This is a genomic window from Xanthobacter sp. YC-JY1, from assembly GCF_021730305.1.
Classification (GTDB): Bacteria; Pseudomonadota; Alphaproteobacteria; order Rhizobiales; family Xanthobacteraceae; genus Xanthobacter; species Xanthobacter flavus.
Map to the genome: position 1 here is coordinate 2,355,081 of NZ_CP032674.1, position 25,999 is coordinate 2,381,079.

Here is a 25,999-nt window from a genome sequence, read left to right on the forward strand (position 1 = left end):
GATGGAGGGCGGCGGCTCGGGCGAGGATCGCTTCATCGCCCGCTACTTCCGCCCCATCGCCGGGTCGCAGGGCGCGCTCGGCCTTCTGGACGACGCCGCGCTCCTGTCGCCGCCCGAAGGCTGCGACCTGGTCCTGACCAAGGATGCAGTGGTGGCCGGGGTGCACTTCTTCCCCGACGATCCGCCCGCCGCCATCGCCCGCAAGGCGCTGCGGGTGAACCTCTCAGACCTCGCCGCCAAGGGCGCCGCGCCGGTCGGCGCGCTCATGGCCATTGCCCTGCCCAAGGGCACGCCCGATGCGTGGATGGAAGCCTTCGCCGCCGGCCTCGGGGCCGATGCGGAGGCCTTCTCCTGCCCCATCCTCGGCGGCGACACGGTCTCCACGCCCGGCCCGGTGACGATCACCATCACGGCGCTGGGCGCGGTGCCCAAGGGTGAATTCGTGCCGCGCACCGGGGCGCAGGCGGGCATGGCCATCTTCGTGTCCGGCACCATCGGCGATGCCGCCCTCGGCCTGAGGCTGCGGCAGGACGGCGACGCGCCGGCCTTCGCCGGGCTGTCCGGCGAGCAGCGCGCGCATCTGCTGGATCGCTATCTGAACCCCCAGCCGCGCCTTGCCCTCGCCCGCGTCCTGCGCCGGCATGCAGCTTCCGCCATGGACGTGTCGGACGGGTTCGCCGGCGACCTCGCCAAGATGCTCGCCGCTTCCGGCTGCGGCGGGAAGGTGGAGGCGCGGCGCGTGCCCCTCTCGGCTGCGGCGGCTGCGGCGGTGAAGGCCGATCCGGGCCTGCTCGCGGTCGCCCTGTCGGGCGGGGACGATTACGAGATCCTGGCCTGCGTGCCCCATGCGGCCATTCCGGCTTTCACTATCGAAGCGGCGCAGGCAGGCGTGCCCGTGGCGCTGATCGGCGAGACGCGGGCGGGCTCGGGCCTCGACGTGACCGATGCGGGCGGCCATCCGCTCGACCTCGGCAGCGGCAGCTACAGCCACTTCTGAAGGCTGCGCTCAGCCGAGCGCCACCAGCACCGCCCCCGCCGCGATGAGCGCGACGCCGAGGGCGGCGACCGCCGACAGCTTCTCCCCCAGGAAGATCACGCCGAACACGGCCACCAGCACGACACTGAGCTTGTCCACCGGCGCCACGCGGGCGGCATCGCCCATCTTCAGGGCGCGGAAGTAGCACAGCCACGAGGCGCCGGTGGCGAGGCCCGAGAGCAGCAGGAACAGCCACGTGCGCCCCGACACGCTCGCCACCGGCTGCCACGCGCCGCGCGCGAAGGCGATGGCCGCCACCAGCGCGAGGATGACGACGGTGCGGATCAGCGTCGCGAAGTCGGAATCGACGCCCGCCACGCCGACCTTGGCGAAGATGGCCGTGAGTGCGGCGAAGGCGGCCGAGAGGACGGCCCAGAACACCCAGTTGGCGAGAAGCGACCGCGTCATGCCGGCTCCATCCTGTTGCTCCCGGCAGCATACGGGTCCGCCCGGCAGAGGATAGCGGGGGCATGGTCGCGGTGACCGGTGTTTGGATAACGAGCCGCTCTTCTCTGCGCGGCAATCGGGGCTACCTTAAGGGAGAACGAATCCCCGCTCTGCGAACGGTGCCCCGAGCTTCATGTCCACGGACCCCGGCTTCATCCACCTGCACGTCCATTCCTCCTATTCGCTGCTGGAGGGCGCGCTCTCCGTCGGCAAGCTGGCGGACCTTGCGAAGGCGGACTACCAGCCGGCCATCGCCCTCACCGACACCGGCAATCTCTTCGGCGCGCTGGAATTTTCCGAGAAGATGTCGGGCTCGGGCATCCAGCCCATTCCCGGCGTGTCGCTGGCGCTCGATCTGCCTGAGCCCGCCGGGCCGCGCGGTGGCTTGCGCCCGCGGAAGCCGCGGGTGGTGCTGCTGGCCAAGGATGATGCGGGCTGGCGCAACCTGATGCGCCTCGTGTCGCGCTCCTTCCTCGAAACCGCGAGCGAGGACGAGCCGCGCATCCTGCCCGAATGGCTGGCCGAGGCGAATGACGGCCTCATCTGCCTCACCGGCGGCCCCTCCGGCCCGCTGGACCGCGCCATTGTCGGCGGGCATCCGGAGATGGCGGCGGATCGGCTGGACCTGCTCACATCACTGTTTGGCGACCGCCTATATGTGGAAGTGCAGCGACACGGCGCCGATCCCGAGCGGCTGGCCGAGCCGGCGCTGCTCGATCTCGCTTATGCCAAGGGCGTTCCGTTGGTGGCGGCCAACGAGCCCTTCTTCGCGGCGAAATCCGACTATGAGGCCCATGACGGCCTCCTCGCCATCGCCGAGGGGCGTCTGCTCTCGGAAGGTGACCGGCGGCGGCTGACGGCGGAGCACCGCTTCAAGACCCGCGCCGAGATGCTGGAGCTGTTCGCGGACCTGCCCGAGGCGACCGCCAACACGGTGGAGATCGCCAAGCGCTGCGCCTACCGCGTGCGGACGGTGAAGCCCATCCTGCCGCGCTTCACGACGGCGGACGAGAAGGCCGAGGGTTCCGACCCGCTGGAGGCGGAGGCCGCCGAGCTGAAGCGGCAGGCGGAGGAGGGGCTCGCCGCCCGCCTCGCCAAGCACGGGCCGGCCCCGGGACTGGACGAGGCCGCCTATCACGACCGCCTCGCCTACGAGGTCTCGGTCATCACCAAGATGAAGTTCCCCGGCTACTTCCTCATCGTGTCGGACTTCATCAAATGGGCCAAAGCGCACGACATCCCGGTGGGGCCGGGGCGTGGTTCGGGCGCCGGCTCGCTGGTCGCCTATTCGCTCCAGATCACGGACCTTGATCCGCTGCGGTTCGGCCTCCTGTTCGAGCGCTTCCTGAACCCGGACCGCGTGTCCATGCCCGACTTCGACGTGGACTTCTGCCAGGAGCGCCGCGACGAGGTGATCCGCTACGTGCAGGAGCGCTACGGTCGCGCGCAGGTGGCGCAGATCATCACCTTCGGTACTCTCCAGGCGCGCGGCGTGCTGCGCGACGTGGGGCGCGTGCTGGAGATGCCCTATGGGCAGGTGGACAAGCTCTGCAAGCTCGTCCCGCAGAACCCGGCCAATCCCGTCACTCTCAAGCAGGCCATCGAGGACGAGCCGCGCCTTCAGGCAGCGCGCGATCAGGAAGAGGTGGTCAAGCGCGCCTTCGACATCGCGGTAAAGCTGGAGGGGCTGAACCGCCACGCCTCCACCCACGCCGCCGGCATTGTGATCGGCGACCGCCAGCTGCACGAGCTGGTGCCGCTCTATCGCGATCCCAAGTCCGACATGCCGGTCACCCAGTACAATATGAAATGGGTGGAGCAGGCCGGCCTGGTGAAGTTCGACTTCCTCGGCCTCAAGACGCTCACCACCATCGAGAAGGCGGTGAAGCTGGTTCACCAGAGGGGCATCGAGCTCGATATCTCGAAAATCCCGCTGGATGATGCCAAGACCTACCACATGCTCGGCAAGGGCGAGACGGTGGGCGTGTTCCAGGTGGAAAGCGCGGGCATGCGCCGCGCGCTCGTGGACATGAAGGCCGACCGCATCGAGGACATCGTCGCCCTTGTCGCGCTCTACCGGCCCGGCCCCATGGCCAACATCCCGGTCTATTGCGACTGCAAGCACGGGCGGGCGACGCCGGACTATCTCCACCCCATGCTGGAGCCGTACCTGAAGGAGACGTTCGGCGTCATCATCTACCAGGAACAGGTGATGCAGATCGCCCAGGCCATGGCGGGCTACTCGCTGGGCGAAGCCGACCTGCTGCGGCGCGCCATGGGAAAGAAGATCCGCGCGGAGATGGAAAAGCAGCGCGAGCGCTTCGTGTCCGGCGCCGCCGGGCGGGGCATCGAGAAGGCGCAGGCGGACACCATCTTCGACCTCTTGGCGAAGTTCGCCGACTACGGCTTCAACAAGTCCCACGCCGCCGCCTATGCGCTGGTGGCCTACCAGACCGCATGGCTGAAGGCGAACTACCCGACCGAGTTCCTCGCCGCCTCCATGACGCTCGATAAGGGCAACACGGACAAGCTCGCGGAATTCCGGCAGGAGGCGCAGCGCCTCGGCATCGAGGTGGTACCGCCGAACATCAACCTGTCCGCCCGCGAGTTCGGCGTGAAGGACGGCAAGATCATCTACGCCATGGCCGCCATCAAGGGCGTGGGCGAGGCGGCGGTGGAAGCACTGGTGGCAGCGCGGGGCGACCGGCCGTTCCGCTCCTTCGCCGACTTCGCGACGCGCCTGCCGGTGAAGCTCGTGAACAAGCGCACGCTGGAAAGCCTCATGGCTGCCGGCTGCTTCGACGTGATCGAGAAGAACCGCGCCCGGGCCTTCGCCGCCATCGAGCCCATCGTGGCCGAGGCGCAGCGGGTGGAAGCCAATGCCCAGTCCGGCCAGAACGACATGTTCGGCTCCGGCCCCGCCGCGGCGGCCTCCCTCCCCATCCCCGAGGCGTCGCCCTGGCTGCCGTCCGAGCGGCTGCAGAAGGAATATGATTCCATCGGCTTCTTCCTCACCGGCCATCCGCTGGACGATTACGCCGAGGCGCTGAAGAAGATGCGGGTGCAGTCCTTCGCCGACTTCTCCCGTGCGGTGCGCTCGGGCGCTGCGGCGGGACGGCTGGCGGCGACGGTGGTCTCCAAGCAGGAGCGGCGCACCAAGTCCGGCACCCGCATGGGCATTGTCGGCCTCTCGGACCCCTCCGGCCATTACGAGGCGGTGATCTTCTCCGAAGGCCTCGCGCATTACCGCGACCTGCTGGAGCCCGGCACCCCGCTGCTCATGATGGTCGCGGCCGAGATGAACGGCGAGGATGTGCGGGTGCGCATCAATTCCTGCGAGAAGCTCGATCCCGTTACCGCCAAGCACCAGAAGGGCCTGCGCATTTTCCTGCGCTCGCCGGAGCCCATCGAGGGCATCGCGCGGCGCCTGTCGGACGGCAAGTCGGGCGAGAAGGGCGCGGGCGAGGTGAGCCTGATCCTGCTGGTCGACGACGCCCATGCCGAGGTGGAGGTAAGCTTGCCCGGCAAATATTCCGTGTCGCCGCAGATTGCCGGGGCGATCAAGGCCATTCCCGGCGTCGTGGCTGTTGAAGCGGCGTGACGGTGCGTCTATCAGACCTTCGGTAAGCGGCGGGTGCGGGCGGCCCCGTCATTCGAGGAACCACCCGTGACGACAGACAAGCGCGCCGTCCTGGTGCTGGGCATGCACCGAAGCGGCACATCGGCGCTCACCCGCATCATCAACCTGATGTGCTTCTCCGCCCCGAAGACCCTCATGGCCGCCACCGAGGCCAACGAGGCGGGTTTTTGGGAGAGCGAGGTCTTCATGGACCTCGACGAGCGGATCCTGAAAGCGTGCGGCCAGAAGTGGTCCTCCCGCAAGCGGATGCAGGAAGATGTGATGGCGGTGGCCCGCCGCACCGGTCTGCTCGACGAGGTGCGCCGGGCACTCGCCAACGAATATGGCGACGCGCCGGACATCGTCCTCAAGGACCCGCGGATTTCCCGGCTCATGGCCATCTATGGGCCGGTGCTGAAGGAGGCCGGCTACCGCATCCTGCCGTTGCTGGCCCTGCGCAATCCCGTGGAGGTCGCCGCCTCCCTCACCAAGCGCGACGGCTTCGATTTGGGCAAGGGGCTCGGCATCTGGCTGCGCTACACGCTCGATTCGGAGATCGCGACCCGCGGGATGCCGCGTACCGTCATCTCCTTCGACGGCCTGATGGCCGACTGGCGCAGCACCATGGAGCGCGCCGCGCGCCAGCTGGGCGAGCCGTGGCCGCAGCTTCCGCCGGAAAGCCTCGCGGAGATCGATGGCACGCTGAAGCCGAACCTGCGCCACCATGCGCTGCCGCCGCCGTCCCGCACCAGCTGGCGGGGCCTTCTGGCCGCCCAGACCTACGATGCCATGCAGCGCCTGATGGTCGATCCGCAGGATCGCGCGGCCTGCCGCAGACTGGATCTGATCCGCGCGGTGTTTCGGCCCCTTTGACTTTCACGCGCGCGGGCCCGGCGGTTTCGCGCTATGAAGCCGCTGTTGCTTGAAACACCTGCGATCACCGCGAGCGTCTGGGGGAACCATGGTTTCGGACCGGGATGTGGCACGGCGTGTCGCCATCGCGTGCATCGTCATCGCGCTCGGCTGGCTCTCGTGGAAGATCTACGACGTCATCCTCCAGGTCTTCGCCGCGTGCCTCGTCTCGCTCGCGCTCCATGCTCTCGCCGAGCCCTTCGCCAAGTGGACGCGCTTCCCGGAGCGCTACGCGGTGATCCCGGTGGGGATCCTCGTCTTCGGCGGGCTCGGGCTCGCGCTCTATCTGTTCGGTTCGACCATTCAGACCCAGGTGACGCAGCTGGTGAACGAGCTGCCCACCGCCTGGTCGGCATTCGAGCAGCGCTTTCACTTGGAGGGGATGAGCGATGACCTGCTGAAGCGGGCGGAAGCGGCGGCGCCGTCGGGTGAAACCGTCCTCTCCTTTGTGCAGGGCTTCACATCCAACCTGTTCCAGGTGGTGCTGGGCACCTTCCTTGTCGTGGTTGGCGGCATCTATTTCGCGGTCTCCCCGGAACTCTACCGCCGCATGTTCCTGTCCCTGTGGCGCCCTTCGGAGCGGCCGGCGGCGGCGCGGCGGCTCGCCATGGTGTCGGAGGATCTCAGGCACTTCCTCAAGGCGCAGCTGATCGCCATGGTGGTGGTGGGCGTGCTCACCTTCATCGGCCTCACGGTGGTGGGCGTGCCCTCCTCGCTGGCTTTGGCCCTCTTCGCCGGCCTCGCGGAATTCGTGCCCATGATCGGGCCGGTGATGGCGGCCGCCCCGGCGGTGCTGATCGCGCTGACCATGGGCGCGGACACCGGGCTGTGGACGCTTCTCGTCTTCGTCGGTGTCCAGCAGGCGGAGAGCAACATCATCACGCCCCTGCTGCAGCAGCGCATGGTGTCGCTGCCGCCGGCGGTAACGCTGTTCGCGGTGGTGGCGTTTGGCAGCATCTTCGGCGCTCTGGGCGTGGTGCTGGCGACGCCGCTGACCGTCGTCGCCTTCGCCGCCTTCAAGGCACACAGCGAGCAGGTGGCCGAGGAAGACGCCGCGGCCTGAGGCCGCGTGCCCATCTCGATCAGTTCGGCAGAACCAGCCGCCCCGCCGCCCGATCATAGCGCCACATGGCGCCGGCGCAGATGCGCGTGCCGCCGAGGTGGCGCTCCACCCCGTTGTTCGCGGCATGGTCAAAGGCCCCCTTCAGCGCCGCGGCGCCGGCGGGGGTGAGGGACACCTCGGCCGCAGCATAGGCCCGATAGCTGCGCTCCGCCGCCCCGTCCTCGCCGGGTGTGAAGCTGAGGCTAGGTGCCTCGCTGGAGCGGAAGGGCAGGCCGGTGACGAGCGGCTCATGGGCGAAGGCGAGCCCGTCGAGCCGCAGGAAGAAGGGCAGGTCGGCCAGGAACTGCGCCTGATCCATGGAATGGACCGCGGCAAAGAGGTGGGCCACCTTCATTGGCCCGCCGGCCAGATGCCGCAGGATGCGCTCCTCGGTGAGCGACAGGCCGCTGTCCGGCGCCGGCAGCTCGCAGACGAGGCGGGAGAGCGCGGGCGACAGGTAAGGCAGCGCTTCGTGCGGTCGTTCGAGAAAGCTGGAGAGCAGACGCGGCGTCGGCGCGGTGAACGCCTCCCACGCCTGCCGTGCGGTCTCCATCTGGACATGGGTGACGGGGGCGCGGTGTGCTTCGAGGGCGCGCAGGTCCCCAAGCTCCATCACCGCGAGATAATGGGAGGCCTGCACCAGGCTCACCCCCATGCGCTCGGGCTCATGGGCGAGGTAGTCGAGGATCTGGATCAGCTGGAGCTGGTCATAGAGATCATGTTCGAACCACAGCTCCACCTCACCATAGGCCGAATGCACCTCCATCTGCGCGTCGCGATGGGCGAAATCGGCCCTCACCTCGTCGAACGGGAGCCCCAGCGCGGAGGAGAGGAAATCGGCGCGCACGTCGGAGACGTCGTCGAGCAGGGTGGCGGCGGGCACCGGGCCGTCATGCAGCATGTCCCGCCACGGGATGATGTGGCCCTTGATCCCCGCCTCGCGCAGCCGCTCGGCCGCGCTGTCGCCGTTGGTCACGATGAGCTTCGGCATCCTGATGCCCTCGGGTTGGCCCGCGCTGCGCGGCTTCCCCAGCGCGTGGCGGCGTCATTCATCCCCCCGGCAGTCGTCTCATGCGGCTGTCAGCCCCAGCTTCACCCGCGACCGCGATAGGGCGCAACCCCCGTGTCGGGCAGCCAGACGCCCTCGGGCAGCTTACCTGTTTGCCAGAACACGTCGATGGGAATGCCGCCGCGCGGATACCAATAGCCGGCAATGCGCAGGAAGCGCGGCTCCAGCAGGCTCACCAGCCGCTTGCCCACCGCGACCGTGCAGTCCTCGTGGAACGCACCATGGTTGCGGAAGCTGCCCAGATAGAGCTTGAGCGACTTGGATTCCACGAGGTGCAAATCGGGCACGTAGTCGATGACGAGGTGCGCGAAATCCGGCTGGCCCGTGACCGGGCAAAGCGATGTGAACTCAGGGCAGGTGAAGCGCGCCACATAATCGGCATCGGGGTGGGGATTGGGCACGCGGTCGAGCACCGCCTCCTCGGGGGACGGGGGCAGGGCGCTCTGGGCGCCGAGCTGCAACGGGCGGTCGGTCATCACGCTTCCTTGGGAATGGATCGGCGGCATAGCTTTCGGGCCGGCAATGTTCAACCGCCGTCGGGCGGTTTTGCGACCGATCACCTCTTTGCGATCAAGCCCCTTCGCATCCGCGAAGGTTCGCGCTAGAAGCACGGCGCCTGGAGGGCGCCTCGCCTTCCACTCCCGGGGGCGGGCGAGGTTGAAGGGTGAGGGGGGCCGTCACGGCCCCGCGGGCAGCCATCAGGCCGCCGCCGCTCGCCGCCACGGGACGCCCCCACGCGGGACACCAAGGAAGGGACCTTCATGACCGCCATCGTGGATATCATCGGCCGCGAGATTCTCGACAGCCGCGGCAATCCCACCGTCGAGGTGGACGTGGTGCTGGAAGACGGCTCCCTCGGCCGCGCCGCGGTTCCCTCGGGTGCCTCCACCGGCGCCCACGAGGCGGTGGAGCTGCGCGACGGCGACAAGAGCCGCTATCTCGGCAAGGGCGTGTCCAAGGCCGTGGACGCCGTGAACGGCGAGATCTTCGACGCCGTCGGAGGCTACGAGGCCGAGGACCAGGCCCATATCGACGCGGTGCTGCTCGGTCTGGACGGCACCCCCAACAAGGCCCGCCTCGGCGCCAACGCCATCCTCGGCGTGTCGCTGGCGGTGGCCAAGGCCGCGGCGCAGGCGAGCGGCCTGTCGCTCTACCGCTATGTGGGCGGCGTGAACGCCCGCGTGCTGCCGGTGCCGATGATGAACATCGTCAATGGCGGTGCCCATGCGGACAACCCCATCGACTTCCAGGAATTCATGATCCTGCCCGCTGGCGCCTCCTCCTTCGCCGAGGGCCTGCGCTGGGGTGCGGAGATTTTCCACACGCTGAAGAGCGGCCTGAAGAGCGCCGGCCACAACACCAATGTGGGCGACGAGGGTGGCTTCGCCCCCAACCTCGCTTCCGCCGAGGCGGCGCTGGACTTCGTGATGGGCGCCATCGACAAGGCCGGCTTCAAGCCGGGCGAGGATGTGTTCATCGGCCTCGACTGCGCCTCCACCGAGTTCTTCAAGGACGGCGCCTACCACTATGAAGGCGAGGGCAAGGTGCGCGACATCGAGGCCCAGGTGAAGTACCTGGCCCAGCTCGTCGCCGGCTACCCCATCGTCACCATCGAGGACGGCATGGCCGAGGACGACTGGGCCGGCTGGAAGCTCCTCACCGACACCATCGGCACCAAGTGCCAGCTGGTGGGCGATGACCTGTTCGTCACCAATGTCGAGCGCCTGTCGCGCGGCATCAAGGACGGCGTCGGCAACGCCATCCTCGTGAAGGTGAATCAGATCGGCTCTCTCACCGAGACGCTCGATGCGGTGGAAATGGCCCACAAGGCCGGCTATCGCGCCGTCATGTCCCACCGGTCGGGTGAGACCGAGGATTCCACCATCGCCGACCTCGCGGTGGCCACCAACTGCGGGCAGATCAAGACCGGCTCGCTGGCCCGCTCGGACCGCACCGCCAAGTACAACCAGCTGCTGCGCATCGAGCAGGAGCTGGGCGACTCCGCGCGCTACGCCGGCAAGGCCGCGATCAAGTCGCTGGCCTGATCCCTCTGCGCCGCGCGGACGCGCGGTAGGTGAGGACTTAAACAGGAAGGCCGCCGTGGGCTCCGGCTCGCGGCGGCCTTTCTTTTGGGTCGACCAAACGACGGGATGCGCCCCCCTCAGTCCGGGCCGCGCACCGCGATAGGGTCGCTATCGGGAAAGCTCTCCTCCAGCGCCTCGTCCAGCCGCGCGCTGATCTCGGCCTGCTCGTCGCTGACATCGGCCGCGTGCTTGAGGGCAACGATCTGGGTGAGCAGCGCATCGCGCCGCTGCGCCAGATCCGTTATGGAGCGGCCGGCGGCCTCGGCCTCCACGCCCGCCACCAGCGCCGCCTGAAGCTCCGGCGTCATGGCGGGGGCGCCGAGGTCGTCCCACCAGGTTTCCACCGCCGGCAGCAGGTGGTGCATGAAGTGCCCGAGCCCGCCCGCGCCGCCGCCAAGATGGAAGGTCATGTGCTGACCCATGAGGGCCCAGCGCAGGCCGGGCCCCTCGGACACCGCGGCGTCCACGTCTTCCACGGAGGCGACGCCCTCCGCCACCAGATGGATCGCCTCGCGCCACAGGGCCGCCTGCAGGCGGTTCGCCACATGGCCGGGCACTTCCTTGCGGATCTCGATGGGATGCTTGCCGAGCCAGCGATAGAAGGCCATGGCCCGGGCGATGGCGTCGCGGCTCGCATGCGCGCCGCCCACCACCTCCACCAGCGGGATCAGATGGGGCGGGTTGAAGGGATGGCCGATGAGGCAGCGCTCGCGGTGGCGGCAGCCCTCGGAAATGCGGCTCGCCAGAAGGCCGGAGGAGGACGAGGCGATCACCACCTCGGGCGGCAGCACCGCATCGAGGGCGGGAAACAGCTTCTGCTTCACCTCGTAGCGCTCGGGCGCGTTCTCCTGCACGAAATCGGCGCCTTCCACCGCCGCCACCGGGTCCGGCTCGAAGCGCCAGGCGGTGGGGTCGATCCAGCCCTCGCCGCCGAGCTGCGTCAGCACCGGCCAAGCCCCGGAAATCAGCGCCTGCGTCGCCTCGCGTGCGCCGGGGGCGGGATCGCTCACCACCACTTCCAGCCCGCGCGAAAGGAAGAGCGCGGCCCAGCTGGCCCCGATGGTGCCGGCTCCGATCACGGCGACGCGGCGGATGGGGGGCGACAGGTGGGACATGATCCGGCTCCGGGTCGGCAGTCAGGGAGGCATCGTTCTAGCAGCCGGGCGCGCCAGGCTGCACCGCCTGCGAAGGTATGACAGCATTGCGCGGGCCTCCGCCCTCAGCGCGGCAGCTGGATGATGAGCGCTTCCACGCCCAGCCAGATGATCTGCACGCCGATGGCGAACAGGATGAAGGCAAACAGGCGCACCAGCACATTGGTGCCGGTCTTGCCCAGCACCCGTTCCAGCGTTGGCGCTTCGCGGAACGAGAAATAGACCGTCAGCGACACCGCCAGCAGCCCGGCCAGCGCGCCCGCGACGGAGGAGAGCTGGAACAGCGGGTCCGTCTTCCAGGTGGGTGTATGGCCGGCCGCGAGTGCCACGGTCGCGGCGATGGAGCCGGGTCCGACCGTCAGGGGGAGGGTGAGGGGATAGAAGGCCTCGTCCTGCGCGCGCGCCTCGTCCAGTTCCACGCCCTGCGCCTTGTCGGGGGCGTTCTCATCCTCGTGCAGGATGTTCCAGCCCACCACCGCCACCACCAGTCCGCCCGCGACCCGCAGAATGGGAAGCGAAATGCCGAAGAACAGGAGGATCTGCGCGCCGATGGCCAGCGACCCGAACAGCAGCAGGAAGCCGTAGATCGCCACGCTGCGGGCGATGCGCTCGCGCACCTGCGGCGAGCAGCGGCGCACGAATGTGAGGAAGATGGGCGCCGTCCCGAGCGGGTTCACGATAGGAAAGAGCGCCGCGAAGACGGTGATGAAGATGTTGACCGCGTTGGTCAGATGCATCCGGCTCCCCCTGCGCGGTGCCTTGCTCCGGCTCTATTCCTCGATGCGCTCCCAGCCGTGGGGCGAGAGGCGTTCCTGCGGCAGGAAGCGCCGCTTGTAGTCCATCTTCCGCGACCCGTGCACCCAATAGCCGAGATAGACGTAGGGCAGCCCCATCTGCCGCGCCCGCGTCACGTGGTCGAGGATCAGGTAGGTGCCCAGCGAGCGGTCCTGCGCCAGCGGGTTGTAAAAGGAATAGACCATGGAGAGGCCGTCGGAGAGGATGTCGGTGAGGGCCACCGCCATCAGGTCTCCGGTGCCATAGCCGAGGATGCGGCTGTCCGGTCCGCGCTTGCGATATTCGACGAGGCGGGTGTGGACGTGGGTGTCCTCCACCATCATCGCGTAGTCGAGCACGCTCATGTCCGCCATGCCGCCGGTGCCGTGGCGGGAGGTCACGTAGGTGCGGAACAGGCTGTACTGCTCGGAGGTGGGCGTGGGCGGCTTCACCTGGCCCACGATGTCTTCGTTGTGCGCCTTCACCCGCCGGAAGCTGCGGCTCTCCTCGAAGTCCGCCACGCAGATGCGCACGGAGACGCAGGCCTTGCAGCCCTCGCAGGCGGGGCGATAGGCGATGGACTGGCTGCGCCGGAAGCCGCCCTGCGTCAGCACGTCATTGAGCGCGGCCGCGCGGTCGCCGACGAGGTGGGTGAACACCTTCCGCTCCTCCCTGCCCGGAAGGTAGGGGCAGGGGGAGGGCGCCGTCAGATAGAATTGTGGTGTGTCGCGGGGGTGCTCACTCACGGGGATCTGGCCTCTGAACCAGGATCATCGCGCCTGCGTGCAGGCAGGTCAAAGGCGCAGTCGCCGGGCGGGTGAAATTTCAGCGGATGCGGCGCAGCGCCTCGGCCCGCTCGGCGCTGTTGATGACCACGGTGCCGCAGAGAAAATCGTGCAGCAGCCGGCGCCGGTCGTTGAACAGGCCCACCAGCAGCACGAACGGGGTCAGCACCGAGATGGACACCCAGAAGCACACCGCGCGGACGCCGCCGAGCAGCGCGTAGCAGGGCGCGCCGTACCAGGTGCGCAGCTCGATCTCCATGAGTCGCATGCCGAGGGTGGCGGAGGCGGGCGAGCCGAGGGTGAAGGCGTAATAGGCGACGGCCCACAGGATGAAGACCGGCCCGATCAGCCAGAACAGCAGCCAGCCAAGGCCCAGGGTCACGATGCCGAACACGAAGACGAACACCCCGAACAGAACCACCGGTCCGATGACCATCAGCGCATCCACGAGGAACGCGATGATGCGGCGGGAGAGGACGCCCTCGAACAGTTCCGGCTGCGTCACCGGATCAAACGCGTGCGGCCGATACGCGATGTCGGTGTCGGCAGGCTCGCGGGACGTGTCGCCGGTGTAGCTCATGGTAATGCAACTCCTTCAGCACGCAAACGTGGTGACGCAGCGCGGGCGACGCAAGGGGACGCAATGACCGGGAGAGGCACGGGAGACGATAGGCTGGCCGGCGGGGAACGGGCGGGGAGGCCTCCCGCGACGCTCACCCACCGGCCAAACCCCACGGACCCAGGAGATGCGGCGGACCTGAGCACTCCGTAGGGTTGTCTGGGAGCGAAAGGGCCTCTTGACCGGCATGGCCGGCCGCGCACCTTCCGCCTCGCATCTGGAAGCCACGAAGACTAGCACAACGGGCCGAAAGGAAAAGCCGGTGATTCGGCCGTCCCCACCTCAGCCGCCGGTATACTGGCGCACCGTCTCGAGGAAGCGCGCCACCGAAATGGGCTTGGAGAGATAGGCCTCGCAGCCGCCGGCGCGGATGCGTTCCTCGTCGCCCTTCATGGCGAAGGCGGTGACGGCCACCACCGGGATGGCGCGCAATTCGGGATCGGCCTTCAGCTTGCGGGTGACGTCGAGCCCGGAAATCTCCGGCAGCTGGATGTCCATGATGATGAGGTCCGGCCGGTTGGCGCGGGCAAGCTCCACCGCCTCCACGCCGGAGCGCGTCTCCACCGTGCGATAGCCGTGCGCCTCCAGGAGATCGTGGAAGAGCTTCATGTTGAGCTCGTTGTCCTCCACGATCATCACCGTCTTGGTCATCGCGTCCCCCGAACCGGCCCGACTTCGCCGCATCCTGCCACCCTTCGCAGCACGCGGCGAACGTGCTGGAATGCCGCCGACAGCTAGACCCCAATCCTTGCGGAAGCGCAAATGCCCATTCAGGACAAACCAAGGGGCCTCAAGGCCCAGCGTGACGCGGCGCAGGAGGTGGCGGTTTCCGCCCTTTCCTTCATCGCCGCCGATGGCGAGCGCCTCGTGCGATTCCTTGCCGAGACCGGCCTGACCCCCGCCAGCCTGCGCGAGGCTGCGAGCCGGCGCGATTTCGGTGCCGGCGTGCTCGCCTTCGTCATCGCCGACGAGCCCCTTCTTCTCGCCTTCGCCGCCGAAAAGGGCCTCGACCCGCGCCATGTGGTTGCTGCCCACGAGATCCTGTCGCCGCCCATCGATCCGGACGCCATCGTCCGCCGTCCCATGTAGCCGGCGGCGCCGCCCCCTGAAGCCATGACCGCGCCCGGCCTCTGCCGCGACTGCCTCTCGGACGTTCCCGCGCTGGATGGGCCCCGGGGTGCGCGGTGCCCTGCGTGTGGCAGCCCGCGGGTGGTGCAGCATGGCGAACTGCGCAGCCTCAGCGTCGCCCATGTGGATTGCGACGCCTTCTATGCGGCAGTGGAAAAGCGGGACAATCCCGACCTCGCGCATGTCCCGCTCATCATCGGCGGCGGCAAGCGCGGGGTGGTCTCCACCGCCTGCTACATCGCCCGCATCCACGGGGTGCGCTCGGCCATGCCCATGTTCAAGGCGCTGGCCCTGTGCCCGGATGCGGTGGTGCTGAAGCCGAACATGGAGAAATACGTGAAGGTCGGCCGCGAGGTCCGCGCTCGCATGAAGGCGCTGACCCCGCTGGTGGAGCCGCTCTCCATCGACGAGGCCTTCCTTGATCTCTCGGGTACCGAAGCCCTGCATCAGGCCAGCCCTGCGCGGACGCTCGCGCGTTTCGCCCGGGATGTGGAGCGGGAGGTGGGCATCACCGTCTCGGTGGGGCTCGCGGCCAACAAGTTCCTCGCCAAGATCGCCTCGGACCTCGACAAGCCGCGCGGCTTCTCGGTCATCGGCCAGAGCGAGGCGGCGGAATTCCTGGCGCCCCGCCCCGTCACCTTCATCTGGGGGGTGGGGGCGGCCTTCGGCGGCAAGCTGGCGCGGGATGGATTCTCCACCATCGGCGATCTGCAGCGCGCCGAACCGGCCGACCTCGCCCGCCGCTACGGCGCCGAGGGCTTGCGGCTCTCGCGCCTCGCCTTCGGCCTCGACGCGCGCAAGGTGGAGCCGGAGCGGGAGGCGAAGAGCGTGTCCGCCGAAACCACCTTCGACCGTGACATCGGAGCCCTGCGCCCGCTGGAGCAGACGCTCTATGCGCTCTCCGAGGAAGTGAGCGATCGGCTCAAGCGCGCCGGCATCGCCGGGCGCACGGTGACCCTGAAGCTGAAGAGCGCGGATTTCCGCCTGCGCACCCGCTCGCGCACGCTGGACGCCCCGACCTGCCTCGCTGCCCGCATCAACGCGGCAGCCCACGAGCTGCTGGTGAAGGAGACGGACGGAACCCTCTTCCGGCTGATCGGCGTCGGCGTCTCCGACCTCGGCCCCATCGCCGATGCCGACCCGGCCGATCTCGTGGACACCACGAGCCAGCGCCTCAAGGCCACGGAGACGGCCATGGACGCCCTGCGCGCCAAGTTCGGCCGGGGCGCCGTCTCCCGCGGCATCCTGCTCGACGCCACCACCGATCGCCGCAACCGGAAAAAGTGACGGAACGGCCCGCGCGCAGGCGGAACGCGGAAGGCACCCTTGCGCTTTCCTCCTTCAGGAGGACGCGCCATGAACCATGTGATCGGCATTATCCGAGAGGAAGAAGGCGGGTTTCGCCTGAGCTTCCCGGATTTTCCCCGGCTTCAGGCGGATGGCGAGACGCTCGCCGCGGCCGTGGGCCGGGCCACCGAGGTGGTGGCAGCGGAGATTTCAGACGGAAAGGTCCCGTTCCCCACCTCAGCCAACATGGACATGCTGGACACGGGACAGCCGGACTGGATGGGGCGGGGCATCGCCGTGCTGGTCCCGTTGCCGCTCCAGACGGCCACAGAGCAGGCGGACGAAGAGGAGAAGCCCTCACCGGGCGATGGGCCGCCGGCCGAAGGTCAGGTGCCCCTCAGCGGCCGGGTGTCACCGGAGGAAGTGCCGACCGACCAGGCAAGGTCTGCGGCGCGCCAAATGACGGACGGTGGAGCGGCGGCGGTTCAGCGGTCCACCGACGACTTGTAGACCCAGCCGCGCTTGTCGCCGGTCGAGACCTCGCACCAGCTCTTGCACGAATAAAGCTTCACCTTCGTACCACCCTCCAGCGTGCCGATGGCCGAGGCGGAGCGGCGTGGGCCGGAGCGCAGCGTGACCGCCGAGCGGATGCGGGCGGATGTGGCGGACTCGTCGTCCGAGGCTGCGGTCTCGGCGGACGCCATTTTCACAGGCCGGGGCGCGGGCAGTGGCGCGGCGGCGTCGGGCGGGGTGCGTTCGGCCACCGTCTCCACGGCGCTCGCCGGGAGGGTTTCCTCGTCCGTATCATTGAGAGGCTCAAGAAAGGCAGGTCGGGAAAAGTCGGCGGCCGTCGGCCCGACTTCCGCTGGAGCGGGGGCGGCCGTTTCCCCGCCAGCGCCGAGAATGGAGGCCACCTTCATGGCGGACTGGCCGTGCCCTGCGTCGGCGATGCGCTTGGGCTGAGCGGGCGTCGCGGGTTTCGGTGCCGCCGTAGCGACTGCGGTGGCAGGGGCGGCTGGCGTCGGTTGGGTCGGAGCCGCTGCGGTCTGTGATGTGTCGGAGCGCGGAGCAACAAGATTGTAAGCCAGCAAACCACCCATCCCGAGGATGAGCACCGCCGCAGATGCGCCGAGCACCCGCCAAAGCATGAGCCCGTCGCGGCGCTTGGAACTGCGGCGGGGGCGGCTTCCGGCACCGATGCGGGCCGGAACAGTGGGGCGCTGGTTCTGCGCGGTCTCTGTGCGATAGCGCATCGGGTATTCGGGGCGGGTGGCCTCGAATTCATCCCGGCCGCGCGCCGCAAGTCCAGGGCGAGCCATCGAATTCACCTCCCAACGGAGCCCCTCTTGCCAGAACTGGCGGAGGCCGGCGTTGAAGACACTCACGGACGAACCATCCCCTGACCCGATGGTCCCTGCCGAACTCCTTGTATTCACCGCGTTTTTGGATTTCGCGGCGGTTTCCGGCGCATTCGGCGCCAAGCGGCGTGCATCCTCACGCCATTTCGTAGTTGCGACCAAGTACAGCGGACCAAGTATTGCCGCAAGGTACTACCGCAATCAACACGCCGGAGCTTCTTCGCCAATTGCGGCCGATATTTGCCCTTGCGGCATAACGTGCTGCGTTGCGATGGCGCTGTCCAGCCCAAGCCGGATGTATTTGCGCGCCTCCAAACTGGCCGTCGATGCAGGCCGAGCCGCAAAGACGGGGCGTGCGGAAAGCTTGACGCTGCGGCATCATGATCCAGCACAGCGAGGGGGCAGACATGTTCGACCCGACCACACTCACCGGCCTGCACACCTGGATCAGCCTGATCGCCATCGTTCTCGGGATCCCGGTCACGCTCGCCTTGATGCGCGGCGAGCGGGCAGGGGCGGGGATCACCGCCGCCTTTCTCGCCCTCGCCTTCCTCACGAGCGCGACCGGCTTTCTCTTTCCCTTCTCGGGCGTGAAGCCATCGCACGTGGTGGGCGCCATCGCACTCGTGGTGGTGCTGGTCGCCGCCTATGCGCTCTACGGTGCCGGCCGTGTGGGCGTGTGGCGCCCGGTCTATGCGGCTGCTGCCGTGGCGAGCCTCTATTTCCTGGTGTTCGTTGCCGTCGCGCAGGCGTTCGCCAAGGTGCCGGCGCTCGCGGCGCTGCCGCCCACCCAGTCGGAGCCGCCGTTCGCCATCGCTCAAGGCGTGGTGCTGCTGGCTTTCGTGATCCTTGGAACGTTGGCCGCGCGGGCCCGGCCCGCCTCCGCGCCGGCCTGAGGCGTCACTTGCCCGGCACCCGCCACCACGTTTCCGGCAGTGTGCCATAGAGCGAGGCCCGCTCCGGCCGGGCGATGCGCGTCCAGCGCGCGAGCCATTGCCCGGGCGTGTGGAACAGCGGCACCGCATAGGCGCCCGAGATCAACACCCGGTCCAGCGCCCGCGCGGCGGCGACATACGCCTCCTCGTCCCGCGCGGCGATGAGGGCAGCGATGGTGGTGTCGATGGCCGGCGCCTTCGCGCCCATATAGTTGCGGCTGCCCGGCGTATCGGCGGCGGCGGCGCCGAAATAGAAGGCCTGCTCGTTGCCCGGCGACAGGGATTGCGACCAGGCGTAGGGCATCATGTCGAAATCATAGGCCTGCCGGCGGGTGTCGAACTGCACCGCATCCACGCTGCGCACGTTGAGGGTGATGCCCGCCCGCTTCAGCTGCGCCTGCCAGGCGAGGGCGAGGCGCTCCTGATCGCGTGTGACCACCATGAGTTCCAGCGCAAACGGCCGCCCGTTCCCCGCATCCACCAGCGCGCCCTTGCGCAGCACGAAGCCCGCCTGTTCCAGAAGGTCGAGCGCCGCCTTGAGCCTAATGCGGTCGCGGCCGGTTCCGTCTGAGACCGGCGGGCGATAGGTGCCGGCGAGCACGTCCGGCACCACGGAGCCGGGGAAGGGCGCCAGCAGCGCGCGTTCGCGTGCATCCGCCGGCCGACCGATGCTGGACAGCGCCGAGCCTTCGAAGAAGCTGCCCGTCCTCCGGTAGAGCCCATGATAGAAGCTGCGGTCCAGCCATTCGAAATCGAACAGCTCGATCAGCGCCTGCCGCACCCGGATATCCGCCAGCAGCGGGCGGCGTGTGTTGAAGACGAACGCGGAATAGGGCTTCGGGATGCCGGTGGGGATGGTCTCCTTCACCACCTCGCCGCTGCGGACGGCGGGGAAATCGTAGGCCGTCTCCCATCTGCCGGGATCGCTCTCGAACCGGGCGTCGATCAAACCTTTGCGGAACGCCTCGAACTCGCTGTTGGCGTCGCGGAAATAGACGGTGTCGAGCCGGTCGAAATTATAGAGGCCGCGATTGAAGGCGACGTTCCGCCCCCAATAGTCCGGATTGCGCTCCAGCGTGAGCGCCGCGCCGGCATTGACGTTGGTGACCCTGTAGGGACCGGAGCCGAGGAGGGGGGTGAGGGTGGTCTCCTCGAACCGCGCCCGGTCGGTCGCCTGCTCGCTGAAGACCGGCATCAGCCCCATGATGAGCGGCAGCTCGGGGTCCGGCTCGGCGAAGGTGAAGCGCACGGTGTGCGCGTCCGGCGCCTCCGCCTTGGTGATCTTGCCGTAATAGAGCCGGTGGTTCGGCCGGCCCATGTCCCGCATGAGGGCGAACGAGAACAGCACGTCCGCGCTGGTCAGCGCACTGCCGTCGGAAAAGCGGGCGGCCGGGTCGATGGCGAATTCGACGAAGGAGCGCTTTTCGTCGGTGGAAACGGTGCGGGCGATCAGCGGGTAGAGGGTGAAGGGCTCGTCGAGCGAGCGCGCCATCAGGCTCTCGGTCACCGTGCCGCGCAGGACGCCGGGCGACGTGCCCTTCACGATGAAGGGATTGAGGCTGTCGAAGGTGCCGAGCAAGGAGAGCGTCAGCCGACCGCCCTTGGGCGCGTTGGGATTGGCATAAGCGAGGGAAGAGAAGCCGGGGGGCAGGGCCGGCTTTCCCCGCATGGTGATGGCGGAAGCCTTGTCAAGCGCCTGGGCTACCGCCGGTTTGGCGGCGCCGAAAACCAGCAGCAGAAGCGCGAGGACCGCAGGAGCCGTCCTCGTCAGGCGCGCGGCGTTTCCGCAGCCGGTCATCATGGCGCCTCCGATGCTGCATCGCGTCACACGAAGCCAAGCCTTGCAAAGGCGGCCTCATGATTCGTATGCCATGATAGGGGCTCGCGGGCGGCCGCCTATCAGCATTTCCCATGGGTTGCAGAATGCGCCGTCAGTTGGCCGCATTCCTCCGCAATCTAGCGCCCGCCGCCAGATGTGAAGATGACGGCCGGTTTGTCACCTTCTCGCCTTAATTGGGCCGGAGAGAGCCGGTGTCCGAGAGGGGGCGCGGGGTGCTCCGGCGTGCGCGTGCGCCTGCGCATGCGGGAGCCCGGCGGCAGAGACCACAGGAAAGGCCACAATGACGAAGACCCATTCCACCGCGCGGCTCACGGCGTCCGTCGCCGCCACGCTGCTCACTGTGGCGCTCGCCGGTCCGGCCTTTGCCCAGACCCAGCCCTCCACGACCCAGCCGGCGAAGCCCGCGGCCAAGCCTGCGGCACCCGCCGCGGCCAAGCCGGCCGCTCCCGCCGCCGCTGCCCCGGCTCCGGCCGGTGCCCCCCAGCAGGGCCAGGCGCCGCAGGGCGAGCCTGACGTGAAGTTCTCCGCCTCGCCGTGGCAGAAGATCTGCCAGGAAGTGCCCGAGCGGAAGAAGCAGGTCTGCGTGCTGACCCAGGTGCTCGGCGTCGAGAGCCAGGCGATCGCCAAGGTCGACATCATCGAGATGCAGGATGAGCCGAAGAAGCACATCAACATCTCCGTGCCGCTCGGCATGCGCCTGCAGCCCGGCCTGCGCATCACCCTCGACAAGGATCCCGTGAACATCCCGTTCGTGCTGTGCCAGCCCATCCAGGGCGGCGGCGCGACCTGCATCGGCGACCTCGAGGTCGACGGCACCTTCGTCGCCAAGCTGCGCAAGGCCAATGCGGTCTATCTGCAGATGGTGAACGGCACCGGCCGCACCCTCAGCCTGCCCATCTCCAACACCGACTTCGGCAAGGCCTATGACGGCCCCGGCATGGACGCGAAGGTCGCCATGGAGCTTGAGCGCAAGCGCATGGAAGAAGCCCGCGCCGCCGCCCAGCAGCAGGAAGAGCAGAGCAAGGCCGCCCTCCTCAAGAAGGGGCAGGAGCTCGAGAAGGCCAAGACGGGCCAGTGAGGTCCTGCCAGTGATTTCCGGCCGGCGATCTCCGGCCGGTGTCTGGCTGAAACGAAAAACCCCCGGCAGTGCCGGGGGTTTTTGTTTGCCGGCCCTCTTGTGCAAAGGGCCGGGTCTCACGTCGGGGCAGACGGGTCAGGTCACTGCGGCTCCAGCACGGGCTCGGTCGCAGCGGGAAGGAACATGTCGAGCAGGCGGCCGGTGGCGAGACGCTGCGCCTGGAGCACGGCACCTGCCATGCCCTGGGCGTCCGCCGCCGCTTCCTGCGCCAGAGACAGCGCAGTGGGGAAGGGCGCGACCAATTCGGCCGTGACCTCGTCGTGCTCGAACTTCAGCTCGGCGTCATACTTGCGCGCGATCTGCTGCATGCGCCGATTGTGGGCGAGGCAGCTCATGAACAGCGAGCGGATGCCGCGATTGCGCGCGGACAGGATCACCCGGTCGAGCAGCAGCGTGCCGAGGCCGTGGTTCTGGTATTCGGTCTCGACGCTGAAGGCGGCTTCCGCCTCGCCGGGCAGCACGTCGCCCATGGGATAGAGCTCGGCAGCGGCACGCAGCTCGCCGTCGACGAAGCAGCCATGCACGATGGCTCCCGTGCGGAACACCCGCGACGCATAGCGCTCGATGAATTCAGGGGATACTGCGGAGCCGAACCTGAACCGGCGGCTCTCCGTATCGAGCCTCAGGAGATGGTCCCGGAACCGTCCGGTCTCTCCGCTCCAAAGCTTCCGGATGATCCCCGGTGCGACCTCATCGGTCATTGTGGTCTCCAGACTGGCGTCTAAAACCCCGGTTTCCTCCCGGTCGCCCCCCGGTTTGTTCGTGCCTCAAACTATGTGCAGCGCAGCAAAGGTCAATAGGGTTTACCTTGACCAATACGGCAAAGCGATGCCGATTTGGTGGCCAGACCGCTCAGCGTTTTGATATCGCTCAATTTAATTGAGCCATGCGCCCGCTGCAGCTCTGCTGCGCTGCAACAGGCGCGTGCAGGCCTACGCCTGCCGCAATCGGCTCTGCTGGTGTCAGCGCACCAGAATCGCGCGGAAGTCGTTGACGTTGGTCAGCGTCGGGCCGGTCATCACCAATCGGTCGAGGGCCGAGAAGAAGCTGTAGCCGTCATTGTTGGCGAGGTAGTCGTCGGGCTTCAGCCCACGGCTCGCGGCATCGGCGAGCAGCGCGGCGTCGAACCAGGCGCCGGCATTGTCTTCCGTGCCGTCCACGCCGTCCGTGTCGCAGGAGATGGCGGAGACGCCCTCCCGGCCCTTGAGCGCGATGGCCAGCGCGAGGAGGAATTCCACGCTTCGGCCCCCGCGTCCCTTGCCCCGCACCGTCACCGTGGTCTCGCCGCCGGAGAGCAGCACGCAGGGCGCGGCCGTGGGCAGGCCGTGCTCTGAGGCGGAGCGGGCGATGCCGGCGAAGACATTGCCGGCCTCCCGCGCCTCGCCCTCTATGGCGTCGCCGAGGATGAGGGGAGTAAGGCCGAGCGTTTTCGCCTTTGCCTCGGCAGCCTTCAGCGCCATGAGCGGGGTCGCGATCATGTGCACCTCCTGGCCGGGGATGGTGTCGCCCGCCACTGTGTTGGCGCGGATGACCTGCTCCAGCTTGTCGGTGATCTCGATGCCCCAGGTGCGCATCAGGCCGAGCACGGCCTCCGGATCGGACGCCTCGGGAATGGTGGGGCCGGAGCCGATGGCGGCGGGGTCGTCGCCCGGTACGTCGGAGATGAGGTAGGTGACGGCCCGCGCCGGCGCGATGGCGGCGGCAAGGCGGCCGCCCTTGATGGCGGACATGGACTTGCGCACCCGGTTCATCACGCCGATGGGCGCGCCGGACTTGAGCAGCGCGGAGTTCAGCGCCTGCTTGTCGGCGAGCGTCAGCCCCTCGGCCGGAAGGGTGAGCAGCGAGGAGGCGCCGCCGGACATAAGGCACACCACGAGATCATCCGGCCCCGCGCTGCGCGCCAGCTCCAGGATGCGCCGGGCGGCGTCGAGCCCCGCCTGGTCCGGCACCGGATGGGCGGCCTCGACGATCTCGATGTGCTGCGTCTCGCAGCCATGGCCGTAGCGGGTGACGATGAGGCCCTCGCAGGGGCGGCCCCATTCCTCCTCGAAGGCGCGCGCCATGCGGGCGGAGGCCTTGCCGGCACCGATCACGATGGTACGGCCGCCCTTGGCCGCGTCGGGCGGGGCGGGGAGGCGGTCCTTGAACTTGCCTTCCGGCAGAGCGGCGGCGAGGGCGGCATCGAAAAGCGCGAGCAGGATCTCCCTGTCGGAGGCCGTGTTCGTGCCGTTTGCCTTGTCCATGGCCGCTCTCCCGTGCCCTTGTGCGAAAGTCTTATGGGTCCCGTGGCCTGTAGCGGCTCCCCGGGCGCCGATCAATAAGCGCAGCCGGAAAGGCATCTTTCCCGCGACGGGGGGAAACGGCGGGCGCGTGCATCCGGCACGGCAAGCGCTTATATGCGCGCCATGAGCCCTGCCTCCGAAACCGCGCCCCACCTCGTCTTCGATCGCAATCTGCTGCGCCGGCGGCTTGCCCGTGCGGCTGCTCTGGGGCCGGAGACATTCCTGCTGGAGCGCGCTGCGGAGGATATGGCGGACCGGCTCTTGGCCGTGAAGCGGACCTTTTCGACCGCCGTGGACATCGGCACGCCGACCGGGGCGCTCGCCACCGCCCTGTCCGGGCATCCGGCCGTGGAGCGCCTGATCCGCGCCGCGCCTTTGGCGGGCGATCTCGTACCACCCGCCGTGGTTGCCGACGAGGAGGCGCTGCCCTTTGCTGCCGGCAGCCTGGATCTGGTGGTCTCGGTGCTGGCGCTGCAATCGGTCAACGACCTGCCGGGCGTGCTGGCGCAGGTGCGCCGGGCGCTGAAGCCGGACGGGCTGTTCATGGGCGCGCTGCTTGGTGGCGGCAGCCTCACCGAGCTGCGGCAGGCTTTCGCCATCGCTGAGAGCGAGACCACGGGTGGCCTCTCGCCGCGCGTTGCGCCGTTCGCCGATGTGCGCGATCTCGGCGCCCTGCTCCAGCGGGCGGGGTTCGCCCTGCCGGTGACGGACGTGGACCGCGTGGTGGTGCGCTATTCCTCGCCCTTCACCCTGTTTGCGGACCTGAGGCGGATGGGCGGTGCCAATGCGCTCAACGAACGCCGCCGCGTGCCGCTGCGCCGGGCGACACTGCTGCGCGCGGCGGAAGTCTATGCCGAGCGGTTCGCGGACCCGGACGGCAAGGTGCGGGCGACGTTCGAGATCGTGTTCCTTTCCGGCTGGGCGCCGCACGAAAGCCAGCAGAGGCCGCTGCGCCCCGGCACCGCGCGCATGCGCCTCGCCGACGCCCTCAAGGTGCCCGAGCAGCCGCTGCCGCCCGGCGACGAGCCCGGCTGAAGCTCCGGCCCGCATTGCTTCGCGGCTCGCCCTTGGCCTCGCCCGTCCGCTCCCTCTAAATGGCGGCGGATGCGACTGGGAGGCTGGAATGAGCGGTGGGGCAGGGACGGGCGCAGGAGGAGGCACGGCGGCGCGCGAGGAGCCCGTGACGATCGACGGCTTCAAGCATGTGCTGCCGATCACGACCCGATGGATGGACGTGGACGTCTACGGCCACGTGAACAACGTGGTTTATTATTCCTACTTCGATACGGTGGTGAACGAGCAGCTGGTCTCGGCCGGGCTGCTGGACCCGCAGACGAGCCCCGTCATCGGCCTCGTGGTTGAGACGCGCTGCACCTATTTCCGCAGCCTCACCTATCCGGCGCCGGTCAAGGCGGCCATGCGGGTGACGAAGCTCGGCTCGTCCTCGGTGCGCTATCAGATCGCCCTGTTCCAGGGCGACGACCCGAGCGCGGCCGCGCAGGGGCATTTCGTCCATGTCTATGTGGAGCGGGCGACCCAGCGGCCGGTGCCGATTCCCGAGCCGGTGCGGGCCCTGCTGCAGACGCTGGTGGTCTGAGACGGGCGATGGCCTGAAACGCGAACGGCCCGCGTCCAGAGGGGACGCGGGCCGTCTTGTGTCGCCGGATGGCGCGATCAGCAGATGTACTGCGCGCCGTTGACGGTCATGGTCGAGCCGGTGACGAAGCCGGCGTCGTCGGAGGTGAGGAAGACCACCGCGCGGGCGATGTCCTCAGGCTCGCCGAGGCGGCCGACCGGGATCGTCGCCACGATCTTGGCCAGCGCGTCCGCCGGCACCGCCTTCACCATCTCGGTGGCGATGTAGCCGGGGGCGATGGCGTTCACGGTGATGCCGAGCCGCGCGCTTTCCTGCGCGAGGGCCTTCACGAAGCCGATCTCGCCGGCCTTGGCGGCCGAATAGTTGGTCTGGCCGAACTGGCCCTTCTGGCCGTTGATCGACGAGATGCAGACGATGCGGCCGAACTTGCGGTCACGCATGCCCTCGATGACGTTGCGCGTCATGTTGAAGGCGGAGTTGAGGTTGGTGTTGATCACCGCGTTCCACTGCTCAAGCGACATCTTGTGCAGCTGGCCGTCGCGGGTGATGCCGGCATTGTTGACGAGAATTTCGATCGGGCCGACCTCGGCCTCCACCTTGGCGATACCCGCCTTGCAGGCCTCGAAATCGGACACGTCCCACTTGTAGGCGGGAATGCCGGTCTTTTCGGTGAAGGCCTTGGCGGCCTCTTCATTGCCCGCGAAATTGGCGACGACGGTCTTTCCGGCGGCCTTCAGCGCCACCGAGATTGCCTCGCCGATTCCCCGCGTGCCGCCCGTGACCAATGCGACGCGTCCCATGGTTTCCCTCCTTCACTTCACTCTATTGGCTCG

25 protein-coding genes are annotated in these 25,999 nt (G+C 68.5%); 12 read left to right on the top strand and 13 right to left on the bottom strand.

The window, feature by feature from the left end; genetic code table 11:
* Window position 1 precedes the first annotated feature (1 nt).
* Window positions 2–997 carry a thiamine-phosphate kinase gene (gene thiL, locus D7006_RS10945; RefSeq protein ID WP_237356626.1) on the top strand — a complete coding sequence of 332 codons (996 nt, stop codon included), beginning with the start codon at window positions 2–4 and terminating at the stop codon, window positions 995–997.
* A gap of 9 nt (window positions 998–1,006) precedes the next feature.
* Here thiL and D7006_RS10950 read toward each other — a convergent pair whose 3' ends face one another.
* Window positions 1,007–1,444: an EamA family transporter gene (locus D7006_RS10950; protein WP_237356627.1), complete on the bottom strand. Its 438-nt coding sequence runs from the start codon at window positions 1,442–1,444 to the stop codon at window positions 1,007–1,009.
* Between the two features lie 172 nt (window positions 1,445–1,616).
* Here D7006_RS10950 and dnaE point away from each other — a divergent pair, with 172 nt between their 5' ends.
* The 3 genes from dnaE to D7006_RS10965 all read left to right on the top strand — a co-directional run bounded on the left by dnaE (window position 1,617) and on the right by D7006_RS10965 (window position 7,077).
* Window positions 1,617–5,084 carry a DNA polymerase III subunit alpha gene (gene dnaE / locus D7006_RS10955; protein WP_237356628.1) on the top strand — a complete coding sequence of 1,156 codons (3,468 nt, stop codon included), beginning with the start codon at window positions 1,617–1,619 and terminating at the stop codon, window positions 5,082–5,084.
* 66 nt (window positions 5,085–5,150) lie between these two features.
* Window positions 5,151–5,975, top strand: a complete 825-nt coding sequence (locus D7006_RS10960; RefSeq protein WP_237356629.1) for a sulfotransferase family protein — start codon at window positions 5,151–5,153, stop codon at window positions 5,973–5,975.
* An 88-nt stretch (window positions 5,976–6,063) separates the two neighbouring features.
* Window positions 6,064–7,077: an AI-2E family transporter gene (locus tag D7006_RS10965; RefSeq protein ID WP_169120771.1), complete on the top strand. Its 1,014-nt coding sequence runs from the start codon at window positions 6,064–6,066 to the stop codon at window positions 7,075–7,077.
* Between the two features lie 19 nt (window positions 7,078–7,096).
* On the opposite strand, the gene D7006_RS10970 is transcribed toward D7006_RS10965, so the two are convergent.
* Window positions 7,097–8,107, bottom strand: coding sequence for a DUF1835 domain-containing protein (locus D7006_RS10970; RefSeq protein ID WP_237356630.1), 1,011 nt, complete (start codon window positions 8,105–8,107; stop codon window positions 7,097–7,099).
* Between the two features lie 101 nt (window positions 8,108–8,208).
* On the bottom strand, window positions 8,209–8,661 hold the full coding sequence (gene queF / locus D7006_RS10975; protein ID WP_169120767.1) for a preQ(1) synthase: 453 nt from the start codon (window positions 8,659–8,661) through the stop codon (window positions 8,209–8,211).
* Window positions 8,662–8,946: 285 nt separating this feature from the next.
* Between queF and eno the strand changes: the two genes are divergently transcribed.
* On the top strand, window positions 8,947–10,230 hold the full coding sequence (gene eno, locus D7006_RS10980; RefSeq protein WP_169120765.1) for a phosphopyruvate hydratase: 1,284 nt from the start codon (window positions 8,947–8,949) through the stop codon (window positions 10,228–10,230).
* A 116-nt stretch (window positions 10,231–10,346) separates the two neighbouring features.
* On the opposite strand, the gene D7006_RS10985 is transcribed toward eno, so the two are convergent.
* The 5 genes from D7006_RS10985 to D7006_RS11005 form a co-directional block, all read right to left on the bottom strand.
* Window positions 10,347–11,384: a 3-hydroxyacyl-CoA dehydrogenase NAD-binding domain-containing protein gene (locus D7006_RS10985; protein WP_237356631.1), complete on the bottom strand. Its 1,038-nt coding sequence runs from the start codon at window positions 11,382–11,384 to the stop codon at window positions 10,347–10,349.
* Between the two features lie 104 nt (window positions 11,385–11,488).
* Window positions 11,489–12,160, bottom strand: coding sequence for a MarC family protein (locus tag D7006_RS10990; RefSeq protein ID WP_237356632.1), 672 nt, complete (start codon window positions 12,158–12,160; stop codon window positions 11,489–11,491).
* Window positions 12,161–12,193: 33 nt separating this feature from the next.
* Complete coding sequence (locus D7006_RS10995) at window positions 12,194–12,943, bottom strand: arginyltransferase (protein ID WP_237356633.1); 750 nt, start codon at window positions 12,941–12,943, stop codon at window positions 12,194–12,196.
* Window positions 12,944–13,022: 79 nt separating this feature from the next.
* A complete protein-coding gene (locus D7006_RS11000) occupies window positions 13,023–13,562 on the bottom strand; it encodes an RDD family protein (protein WP_237356634.1) in 540 nt (179 codons plus the stop codon).
* 321 nt (window positions 13,563–13,883) lie between these two features.
* Window positions 13,884–14,252, bottom strand: a complete 369-nt coding sequence (locus tag D7006_RS11005) for a response regulator (RefSeq protein WP_024279231.1) — start codon at window positions 14,250–14,252, stop codon at window positions 13,884–13,886.
* Window positions 14,253–14,363: 111 nt separating this feature from the next.
* On the opposite strand from D7006_RS11005, the gene D7006_RS11010 reads away from it, so the two are divergent.
* From D7006_RS11010 to D7006_RS11020, 3 genes are all read left to right on the top strand, one after another.
* Complete coding sequence (locus D7006_RS11010) at window positions 14,364–14,690, top strand: DUF3572 domain-containing protein (protein WP_169120755.1); 327 nt, start codon at window positions 14,364–14,366, stop codon at window positions 14,688–14,690.
* A 24-nt stretch (window positions 14,691–14,714) separates the two neighbouring features.
* Window positions 14,715–16,016 carry a DNA polymerase IV gene (locus D7006_RS11015; protein ID WP_237356635.1) on the top strand — a complete coding sequence of 434 codons (1,302 nt, stop codon included), beginning with the start codon at window positions 14,715–14,717 and terminating at the stop codon, window positions 16,014–16,016.
* Between the two features lie 69 nt (window positions 16,017–16,085).
* Window positions 16,086–16,526, top strand: a complete 441-nt coding sequence (locus tag D7006_RS11020) for a type II toxin-antitoxin system HicB family antitoxin (protein ID WP_237356636.1) — start codon at window positions 16,086–16,088, stop codon at window positions 16,524–16,526.
* Here the strand turns inward: D7006_RS11020 and D7006_RS11025 are convergent.
* Window positions 16,502–17,497: an SH3 domain-containing protein gene (locus tag D7006_RS11025; protein WP_237356637.1), complete on the bottom strand. Its 996-nt coding sequence runs from the start codon at window positions 17,495–17,497 to the stop codon at window positions 16,502–16,504. The genes D7006_RS11020 and D7006_RS11025 overlap by 25 nt on opposite strands.
* Before the next feature lie 257 nt (window positions 17,498–17,754).
* On the opposite strand from D7006_RS11025, the gene D7006_RS11030 reads away from it, so the two are divergent.
* Complete coding sequence (locus tag D7006_RS11030) at window positions 17,755–18,270, top strand: hypothetical protein (protein WP_237356638.1); 516 nt, start codon at window positions 17,755–17,757, stop codon at window positions 18,268–18,270.
* A 4-nt stretch (window positions 18,271–18,274) separates the two neighbouring features.
* Here D7006_RS11030 and D7006_RS11035 read toward each other — a convergent pair whose 3' ends face one another.
* On the bottom strand, window positions 18,275–20,110 hold the full coding sequence (locus tag D7006_RS11035) for an extracellular solute-binding protein (RefSeq protein ID WP_371745088.1): 1,836 nt from the start codon (window positions 20,108–20,110) through the stop codon (window positions 18,275–18,277).
* Between the two features lie 319 nt (window positions 20,111–20,429).
* On the opposite strand from D7006_RS11035, the gene D7006_RS11040 reads away from it, so the two are divergent.
* Window positions 20,430–21,227 (top strand): invasion associated locus B family protein, encoded by a 798-nt coding sequence (locus D7006_RS11040; RefSeq protein WP_237356639.1) that lies wholly within the window; start codon window positions 20,430–20,432, stop codon window positions 21,225–21,227.
* Between the two features lie 140 nt (window positions 21,228–21,367).
* Here the strand turns inward: D7006_RS11040 and D7006_RS11045 are convergent, their stop codons facing one another.
* Window positions 21,368–21,988: a GNAT family N-acetyltransferase gene (locus D7006_RS11045; protein WP_169120745.1), complete on the bottom strand. Its 621-nt coding sequence runs from the start codon at window positions 21,986–21,988 to the stop codon at window positions 21,368–21,370.
* Between the two features lie 261 nt (window positions 21,989–22,249).
* Window positions 22,250–23,530, bottom strand: coding sequence for a glycerate kinase (locus tag D7006_RS11050; protein ID WP_237356640.1), 1,281 nt, complete (start codon window positions 23,528–23,530; stop codon window positions 22,250–22,252).
* 153 nt (window positions 23,531–23,683) lie between these two features.
* On the opposite strand from D7006_RS11050, the gene D7006_RS11055 reads away from it, so the two are divergent.
* Together D7006_RS11055 and D7006_RS11060 are read left to right on the top strand one after the other, a co-directional pair.
* Window positions 23,684–24,604 carry a methyltransferase domain-containing protein gene (locus D7006_RS11055; RefSeq protein WP_371745089.1) on the top strand — a complete coding sequence of 307 codons (921 nt, stop codon included), beginning with the start codon at window positions 23,684–23,686 and terminating at the stop codon, window positions 24,602–24,604.
* A gap of 88 nt (window positions 24,605–24,692) precedes the next feature.
* A complete protein-coding gene (locus tag D7006_RS11060; RefSeq protein ID WP_229644634.1) occupies window positions 24,693–25,166 on the top strand; it encodes a thioesterase family protein in 474 nt (157 codons plus the stop codon).
* Window positions 25,167–25,243: 77 nt separating this feature from the next.
* On the opposite strand, the gene phbB is transcribed toward D7006_RS11060, so the two are convergent.
* A complete protein-coding gene (phbB, locus tag D7006_RS11065) occupies window positions 25,244–25,966 on the bottom strand; it encodes an acetoacetyl-CoA reductase (RefSeq protein ID WP_229644633.1) in 723 nt (240 codons plus the stop codon).
* Window positions 25,967–25,999: the final 33 nt, after the last annotated feature.

Excerpts from the sequence above, each read along its gene's own strand:
- thiL (WP_237356626.1), top strand. The coding sequence starts at position 2 with ATGGAGGGCGGCGGCTCGGGCGAGGATCGCTTCATCGCCCGCTACTTC.
- D7006_RS10950 (WP_237356627.1), bottom strand. The coding sequence starts at position 1,444 with ATGACGCGGTCGCTTCTCGCCAACTGGGTGTTCTGGGCCGTCCTCTCG.
- dnaE (WP_237356628.1), top strand. The coding sequence starts at position 1,617 with ATGTCCACGGACCCCGGCTTCATCCACCTGCACGTCCATTCCTCCTAT.
- D7006_RS10965 (WP_169120771.1), top strand. The coding sequence starts at position 6,064 with ATGGTTTCGGACCGGGATGTGGCACGGCGTGTCGCCATCGCGTGCATC.
- D7006_RS10970 (WP_237356630.1), bottom strand. The coding sequence starts at position 8,107 with ATGCCGAAGCTCATCGTGACCAACGGCGACAGCGCGGCCGAGCGGCTG.
- queF (WP_169120767.1), bottom strand. The coding sequence starts at position 8,661 with ATGACCGACCGCCCGTTGCAGCTCGGCGCCCAGAGCGCCCTGCCCCCG.
- eno (WP_169120765.1), top strand. The coding sequence starts at position 8,947 with ATGACCGCCATCGTGGATATCATCGGCCGCGAGATTCTCGACAGCCGC.
- D7006_RS10985 (WP_237356631.1), bottom strand. The coding sequence starts at position 11,384 with ATGTCCCACCTGTCGCCCCCCATCCGCCGCGTCGCCGTGATCGGAGCC.
- D7006_RS10990 (WP_237356632.1), bottom strand. The coding sequence starts at position 12,160 with ATGCATCTGACCAACGCGGTCAACATCTTCATCACCGTCTTCGCGGCG.
- D7006_RS11000 (WP_237356634.1), bottom strand. The coding sequence starts at position 13,562 with ATGAGCTACACCGGCGACACGTCCCGCGAGCCTGCCGACACCGACATC.
- D7006_RS11005 (WP_024279231.1), bottom strand. The coding sequence starts at position 14,252 with ATGACCAAGACGGTGATGATCGTGGAGGACAACGAGCTCAACATGAAG.
- D7006_RS11010 (WP_169120755.1), top strand. The coding sequence starts at position 14,364 with ATGCCCATTCAGGACAAACCAAGGGGCCTCAAGGCCCAGCGTGACGCG.
- D7006_RS11015 (WP_237356635.1), top strand. The coding sequence starts at position 14,715 with ATGACCGCGCCCGGCCTCTGCCGCGACTGCCTCTCGGACGTTCCCGCG.
- D7006_RS11020 (WP_237356636.1), top strand. The coding sequence starts at position 16,086 with ATGAACCATGTGATCGGCATTATCCGAGAGGAAGAAGGCGGGTTTCGC.
- D7006_RS11030 (WP_237356638.1), top strand. The coding sequence starts at position 17,755 with ATGATCCAGCACAGCGAGGGGGCAGACATGTTCGACCCGACCACACTC.
- D7006_RS11035 (WP_371745088.1), bottom strand. The coding sequence starts at position 20,110 with ATGATGACCGGCTGCGGAAACGCCGCGCGCCTGACGAGGACGGCTCCT.
- D7006_RS11040 (WP_237356639.1), top strand. The coding sequence starts at position 20,430 with ATGACGAAGACCCATTCCACCGCGCGGCTCACGGCGTCCGTCGCCGCC.
- D7006_RS11045 (WP_169120745.1), bottom strand. The coding sequence starts at position 21,988 with ATGACCGATGAGGTCGCACCGGGGATCATCCGGAAGCTTTGGAGCGGA.
- D7006_RS11050 (WP_237356640.1), bottom strand. The coding sequence starts at position 23,530 with ATGGACAAGGCAAACGGCACGAACACGGCCTCCGACAGGGAGATCCTG.
- D7006_RS11055 (WP_371745089.1), top strand. The coding sequence starts at position 23,684 with ATGCGCGCCATGAGCCCTGCCTCCGAAACCGCGCCCCACCTCGTCTTC.
- D7006_RS11060 (WP_229644634.1), top strand. The coding sequence starts at position 24,693 with ATGAGCGGTGGGGCAGGGACGGGCGCAGGAGGAGGCACGGCGGCGCGC.
- phbB (WP_229644633.1), bottom strand. The coding sequence starts at position 25,966 with ATGGGACGCGTCGCATTGGTCACGGGCGGCACGCGGGGAATCGGCGAG.